This is a genomic window from Paenibacillus nanchangensis, assembly GCF_046543445.1.
GTDB lineage: Bacteria > Bacillota > Bacilli > Paenibacillales > Paenibacillaceae > Paenibacillus_AQ > Paenibacillus_AQ nanchangensis.
On the sequence record NZ_JBHOFD010000059.1, the window covers coordinates 20351 to 27287 of the forward strand.

Consider the following 6937-nt stretch of genomic DNA (forward strand, 5'->3'; position numbering starts at 1 on the left):
GGGGTTGACGTTCAGACCGGATTACCGTTTCGAACGCAGGGACGAACTTGAACGCGTCTTGAACAAGTGAATGTTGTCCAGCGCTTTACCTGTTCCGATCGCCACGCAGTCCAGCGGGTTCTCAGCTACGATCACTGGCATGCCCGTCTCGCCGGCAAGCAGTTTGTCAAGATTGCGGAGCAGGGCGCCGCCGCCCGTCAATACAATTCCGCGGTCCATAATGTCGGCTGCAAGTTCAGGCGGACATTTCTCCAATGTCACCTTCACCGCTTCAACGATCGCCCCTACGGTATCCGCGAGCGCTTCGCAAATTTCGTCCGATGTAATCGTCAGTGTCTTCGGCAGGCCCGTCACCAGGTCGCGTCCGCGAATCTCCATCGTTTCGGTCTGCTCCAGCTGCAGCGCCGAACCGATGTCCATCTTCAGCTGCTCGGAGGTGCGTTCGCCGATCATCAGATTGTATTGCCGTTTGATGTACTGGATGATCGCTTCATCCATCTCATCGCCCGCCACACGCACGGAGCGGCTGGTTACGATGCCGCCAAGGGAAATGACCGCCACTTCGGTTGTACCGCCGCCGATATCAACGACCATGCTGCCCGTAGGTTCCCATACTGGCAGATCCGCGCCGATTGCCGCCGCAAACGGCTCTTCGATCGTGTAGGCTTCACGGGCTCCCGCCTGCTTCGTCGCATCCTCGACGGCGCGCTGTTCAACGGCGGTGATGCCGGACGGTACGCAAACCATAACGTTTGGATGGCGCTGGAACATGGAGCGCTGCTTCTGTGCCTGGCGGATAAAATATTTAATCATCGTTGCGGTCGTGTCAAAATCGGCAATGACGCCGTCTTTCATCGGACGGATCGCACGGATGTTGCCGGGGGTGCGCCCGATCATTTTTTTGGCGGATTCGCCCACCGCTTCAATCGTCTTCGTGTCGGTCCGGATGGCCACTACGGAAGGTTCTCTGACCACAATGCCTTTGCCTCTTACATATACCAGCGTATTCGCCGTTCCCAAGTCTATTCCCAAGTCTTTCGTGAAGCCACCTAACATGCTGTATTCTCCTTTTCGTCGTAAATCTAGGACATTATATTACATGAGTCCTTTTTCTTTCAAACTTACGTAGCGTCCGTCGCCGATAATCAGGTGATCCAGCACGTCGATTCCGACAATTTCACCGGCCTGTACCAGTCTGGCGGTCAAAGTAATATCTTCAGGACTGGGCGTAGGATCGCCGCTCGGATGATTATGCGCACACACGATGGAAGCGCTGCTGCACTTGATGGCTGCCCGGAACACTTCGCGCGGATGCACGATAGAGGCGTTCAGGCTTCCCATGGAGAGCGTTTCCTGGGCGATAATCTGATTTTTGGTGTCCAGAAAAAGACAAATAAAATGTTCCTTCTGCAGATAACGCAGCTGCTCGGACAGGATATCCGCCGCGTCGCCCGGACTGCGGATCGCCGAAGGCCGGTTCCATCTCGCGACCGACATTCTCCGTCCCAGTTCGATTCCCGCCTTAAGCTGGACGGCTTTGGCCGGTCCAATCCCCTTGACGGCGGTCAGTTCGGCGACCGACAGATCGGCAAGGCCGCGCAGGCCCCCGGGCCGGCTAAGCAAGCGCTGGGCCAGCGTTACGGCCGATTCGCGCCGGGTGCCCGTCCGCAGCAAAATAGCCAACAATTCGGCTTGACTCAATGATTCCGCCCCATACTGCAGCATGCGTTCTCTGGGTCGTTCCTCATGGGGGAGTTCGCGTAGCATAAAACCCTGCGACTCCATCCGTGTCTCCCTCCGGTCCGCGTTCACGCTTAAGCTGGATGAAAGCAGCCTTCCATCCAGCCATCCGTAATACGCCGCTTATAACCTGCCGATAATAACTAAAAACGGATTAGTCTGTCCGGGGCTTCAGCGCATGCAGGCCAAACTCAGCCAGCATGCCGCCAAGAAGCGACAGCGGTAGCCCCACCACATTGAAATAACAGCCTTCGATACGGTCCACCAATAAAGCTCCCAGGCCTTGTATCGCATAGGAGCCGGCTTTGTCAGCGGGTTCGCCGCTTTGTATGTAGGCTTCGATCTCCTCATCCGTCACATTTCGCATGGTAACCATCGTCATGCGGTGGCTGACGGTTCGTCTGCCTTCCGGCATGCCGATGCAGGCCACACCTGTGTATACCCGGTGTGTACGGCCACGAAGCGCGGCCAGCATTCTTCTGCTGTCGTCCGGATTACGCGGTTTGCCCAACACTTCCCCGTCCAAAACGACGATCGTATCGCTTCCTATAACGACCGGACCGCCGTTTCCCGCGGCGGAAAGCACAGCTTCAGCCTTGCGGAGCGCAAGCGTCCGGACGATCTCGTCCGGCGGCATCCCCGGCGGCGTCTGCTCGCCGGCTTCACTGGGAATCACTTCAAACGGCAGGCCAAGCAGGGACAGGAGCTCCCTCCTGCGCGGAGAGCCTGAAGCAAGGATAATCGGACGGCTAGGATGTGAAGTCACGGTCAGCGTTCCTTTCCTGTCAGGGAGTCGGTGAGGATAGTTACAGCCTGCGGTACAGCCATACGGCAGTAATCATACCGGCAAGGCTCAACAGGCAAAGTTTGAATTGTAAGTTTATGTTGTAGGTGATGATGTCCAAATCGGCCTGGGGCGACCATTTAATTATGGTCGATGCCGTTAGAAAAGACAGCGCCTTAACCGGCTCAAGCAGCTTGGCGATCCACGCCCCTGCAAGCCAGCCTAAAATTAGAAACAAAATCAGTGTTCCCGCATTTTTCTTCTTCATCGCAGTCTTCCCTCGCCATTTTTTGACACCCTATTTATTATACGGTGAAACGGGATGCAATACAAACGCTAAATCGGGTGCGGGAATGTTTACCAAAGCAGCCTCGCTGTTCCGGTTTTCCCCGCTTTACAGGCAAGCGCTTACTTATGGAGATAACAGACGAACAAACGTAAAAAAGCCGGCCCGAAAGCCGGCGGTCAAGCTGAACTTCTTGGTAAAGACGGTTCTGCCCCGTAGCGGGTCCCAATCTGGTGGAGCCGACGGGACGGTTGGCCGCATCCGCGGGTTTGCCGCCGCTTACGGGTCCGTTCCCGGACTGAAGCCGGCTTTCCTCTGCAGTTACAGGCTCATCTGCCGCACTAATTCTTTTTGTCCCATACAAAAGCTCATTGTTGCCGCCTGCATCTCCCACAGGAGACCGTCGGCTTTGTTTTTGCCGTATTCCTCCCAGGCCGAGATGGCGCGTGTCACTGCGTTCTCAAGCTCAGCGCATACCTGGCGGGTCTCGGGAGAAAGTCCGGTCTGCAGGTTTTTGAGCGCTTCCGTCCATTCCAGATGCAGATCCGGAAGGAGAGCCGGATCCGCACCGGACGCGCCCGCTCCGCCGCCCAGCAGCGAAGCCGACAAGCTGCCAAGCCCCGCGGCCAATCTGCCGCTGACCTCAAAAAACCGGTTGACCGTCTCCGCATCCCCGCTGAACGCCGCTTGGGCGGGAGAAGGCAGCGCCAGCTCCCTGACGTACAGCTCGATGCCGCGGGTCTGCAGCCGGTTGCTCAGCAGCTTGGCCTGCTCCCGGTCGGGCGACACGCCCGCGTATACCCGGCTGCCGTCCGCCGGGTCGAAGCCGGCCGCAAGACCCGCGGCCAGCAGCTCCTGCTGCGCTTTGGCCGCCCCTTCCGGCGAGCTGAACACGCCGTATTGGAGCAGGTAATAGCGCTGCGGTTCAATGCGGACGGCGACCCCGCCCGCTGCTCCGGGGCTGCCGATCGGCAGTCCTGAGGTGCCCAGCCCCGCCGGACCGTCTTCGCCTGCAAGGCCGTCCGCAGCCGCGTCTCCGCTAACCGCACCGCCGTCAGGCGCACCGCCGGCGGCCTGCTCGCGGATAGCCGGTCCGCCCCGGACCGCCGAATCCGCTGGCGGCGCATCCGATCCGGACATGCCGCCGAAGAAGGACAGCGCGGCATAGCCAAGCAGCAGCCCGGTGCCGAGCGCACCCGCGGCGGATATGGCGAATTTCCACCAGGACGACGGCCGCTTGCTGTAATAGCCGCCCGAACCGCCGGAAGCCCGGGTTGTCTGACGTTCGGGGCGCGGGAAATACAAATCGCCCTGAAGCAGCGTGTTCCACTCGGCATCCGGGTCTTCCCTGTCCGGGTAAGGAGAATCCGGTTGCCGCCCGTACCCGGAAGAGGGCGGGTATCGTTCCTCGTTTCGCCCTGACGCTGCCCTTTTCCGGCCCGGCGGCTCGGATTGTTTCCACACAGGCTGAAAGCGTGTCTCCAGCTCCCGCTCCAGCTCTGCTTCTTGAAAATTTTTTAAACCGGGATCCAGCCGTGCCTCCCACTCATCCTCCCGGTCCCAGATTTGAGGGGTTTCTTGATAGCCTGCCGCATCCGCTTGCGGCGGAATCCGGTAAGCGGCCGGCTCGCCATCCCAGATGAGTCTGGGCGCTTCTCCTGTACTCTCCCATTCCTTCTCCTGCGTGCCGGTCCACCTGCTTCTCCGCCTCGGGCTTTCATCTGCGGAAGGCGGTCCAAATCGCTCCTGATCTGGTTTTCTCCCCGAAGACGAATGACGCGCCTCAAGGTCGGGTACGATCCACACCTCCGTTTCTTTTTGTGCCGGGTCCGTATCCGGTACCGGGTGTTGGCTTGGTTGTGATACCGTATTTGATGTTGTTTTTACCTCCTCCGGCCCGGAACTGCTCTGCGGTGCCCGCTCCCGGTTTAAAGTTCTCCCGTTCCCGCTTTCTGTCCGCTTTTTGCCGGCGGGAGTGATCAGCTCCATATCGTACACTTCGGACCCTTTTCCCCTGAGCCGGTCTTCTTCGTATTCATTGCCGGGAACCACCTCCCGGAGTCCACGCTCTCCGTCCACTCTTTCGGTATCAAAACGGAACGTCATCCGTCCGTTGCTCACAGCTCCCACCTCGCCTTGTCCGGTCTATATCAGAGGATATGATAGGCAGCAGCCCGGTATGTCAGAGTCGTAGAAAAGGCCTATTAGCCGGACAATCGGCTTTACTCGGATCGGAAAGCTAACAGTTGGTGGAAACGCTGTCGCGCGTTATCCAGATTCTCTGGGAACTTCGGCTCAAATTCTCTTGGGCCTCTAATGCCGAACCAGGCGGCGGCCGAAATATACGGTAATCTTACATCAAGGAGGATTCACATCATGAAAAAAAGCCTGTACATACTCCTTACCTGCTTCCTTGCCACCAGCCTAACGGCCGGTACGGTGCTTGCCAAACCGGAACACGCAGGGAACGGACAAGAGAAGAAACAAGCGGAAGAACAACAAACGCAAACTGGTAAAAGCGGTGAAGCCCCCGAAAAAAATCAGGAGAAGGAAACAGGCGACGGCACGGCTAAAGAGCCGGAGCAATCAACCGGCGGCAGCACGGCTAAAGAGCCGGAGCAATCAGTTGGCGGTCAAGCAGGAGAAAACTCAACAGACTCAAACGTTTTGACACGGGAGGCTTCCCGGGAAGTTCCTGAAAACGCGAAGGATGCGAAAGACAATAAAGGCGCTTTGATTCAGAAACAAGCCGTGGATACCGAAAAAGCCGGATCGGGCAAAAGCAAAAGTGAGAACGGAAACAAGGACAAAAACGAGGGTAATAACGAGGGTAATAACGAAGACAAAAACGAAGGCAAAAACGAAGGCAAAAACGAAGGCAAAAACACAAACAACAGTCCCTCAAACAAAGACAAGGCGTCAGCCCTCAATAAAACTACGGTGACCGAGACCACGTACAAAGAAACCGTAACAGCGGCAACCTACAAAGGCCATAACGGCTATCGGGGGCTATTAAATGCCATCAGCCACAACGGCGACAAGCCTGCAGGCGCAGTACTCGCCGATTTGCTGCTGAACAAATACTCCGCCAAGCTGACGCCGGAAATGATTGCGCGTCTGGAATCGATCCGGGAACAGGGCAAGGCGCTGAACGCCGCCGCGGAGATGCTTGAGCGCGGAGGGAGTGTCACCGAAGCGGTTTATGTGCAGCAAGAAGCTATTTTGGCGGACGTGAAGAACCTCGATTCCTACAAAAAGCTGGTGAAGTTATACGAAAAACAAGGCAAAAAAAGCTCCAAGCTGTTCGTGAACGGAGTGGAGCTGTCCGGCTCGGCGGCTCCTTTGGTTCGCGGCGGCAGTACGCTGGTCCCGCTGCGGACTATTGCCGAAGCGCTCGAAGCGGACGTAAAGTGGAATCCTGAGGGGAAAGCCGTTACGGTCAGCCGGGAAGGCGTGACGGTGACGCTTACCGCTGGCAGCAAGACCGCTGTTGTGAATGGACGTCAGGTGAAACTTCAGACGCGTGCGGCGGTAGTGAACGGAAGCATGGTCGTTCCCACCCGGCTGATCGCCGAAGCGTTTAAAGCGACGGTGTTGTGGGAGAGCTCCAGCAAGTCCGTTGTCATTTACGAAGAATAGTCAAGTTTGGCTAAATAGTTGGGACAATATTAAAGCTGGCGTTTCGCCCGCATCTTCAGTCTAGAGATCAAACGACAACAGACCGGACAGGAAATGCTGTACCCCGTCCGGTCTGTCTGTGTTTATCAACTCAACTTTCGCAGCTAAAAAAATGGCTTAGACACTTGAGTGAGTAACTCAACTTTCACACCTGAAAAAGTGCCTTGAATCCTTGAGTTCGTAAGAAGAAGCCCGTAAATTTGCTCTTATTTACAAAAAGTACCTCACTCGCTTGGTATCATGGAAGTGTGACAAACCATGCCAATAAGAAAGGTGCGTAACTTATGTTACAACAACATTCCCTGCCTGTGTTACAACAACATTCCCTGCCTGAACACAGTCTCGCTTTTCCAAACCTTGGAGGCGTTTTGAAGCAGCTCTGCCTTGTCCTCGCCTATGACTTTCTTGCCGGACTCAGGGTACCCTATTTGCTGATTATTCAGCGTTTT

6 protein-coding genes are annotated in these 6937 nt (G+C 56.6%); 1 reads left to right on the top strand and 5 read right to left on the bottom strand.

Annotation, left to right across the window (positions count from 1 at the left end; translation table 11 throughout):
• Nucleotides 1–21: 21 nt before the first annotated feature.
• The 5 genes from ACE6ED_RS28465 to ACE6ED_RS28485 all read right to left on the bottom strand — a co-directional run bounded on the left by ACE6ED_RS28465 (nt 22) and on the right by ACE6ED_RS28485 (nt 4931).
• Nucleotides 22–1056 (bottom strand): rod shape-determining protein, encoded by a 1035-nt coding sequence (locus ACE6ED_RS28465; RefSeq protein WP_410830820.1) that lies wholly within the window; start codon nt 1054–1056, stop codon nt 22–24.
• A gap of 39 nt (nt 1057–1095) precedes the next feature.
• On the bottom strand, nt 1096–1785 hold the full coding sequence (gene radC / locus ACE6ED_RS28470; protein WP_410830821.1) for a RadC family protein: 690 nt from the start codon (nt 1783–1785) through the stop codon (nt 1096–1098).
• A gap of 109 nt (nt 1786–1894) precedes the next feature.
• Nucleotides 1895–2506 carry a Maf family protein gene (locus ACE6ED_RS28475; RefSeq protein WP_410830822.1) on the bottom strand — a complete coding sequence of 204 codons (612 nt, stop codon included), beginning with the start codon at nt 2504–2506 and terminating at the stop codon, nt 1895–1897.
• 40 nt (nt 2507–2546) lie between these two features.
• On the bottom strand, nt 2547–2792 hold the full coding sequence (locus ACE6ED_RS28480; protein WP_410830823.1) for a DUF4321 domain-containing protein: 246 nt from the start codon (nt 2790–2792) through the stop codon (nt 2547–2549).
• A 339-nt stretch (nt 2793–3131) separates the two neighbouring features.
• Nucleotides 3132–4931: an SPOR domain-containing protein gene (locus ACE6ED_RS28485; RefSeq protein WP_410830824.1), complete on the bottom strand. Its 1800-nt coding sequence runs from the start codon at nt 4929–4931 to the stop codon at nt 3132–3134.
• 255 nt (nt 4932–5186) lie between these two features.
• Between ACE6ED_RS28485 and ACE6ED_RS28490 the strand changes: the two genes are divergently transcribed.
• Nucleotides 5187–6449 carry a copper amine oxidase N-terminal domain-containing protein gene (locus ACE6ED_RS28490; protein WP_410830825.1) on the top strand — a complete coding sequence of 421 codons (1263 nt, stop codon included), beginning with the start codon at nt 5187–5189 and terminating at the stop codon, nt 6447–6449.
• Nucleotides 6450–6937: the final 488 nt, after the last annotated feature.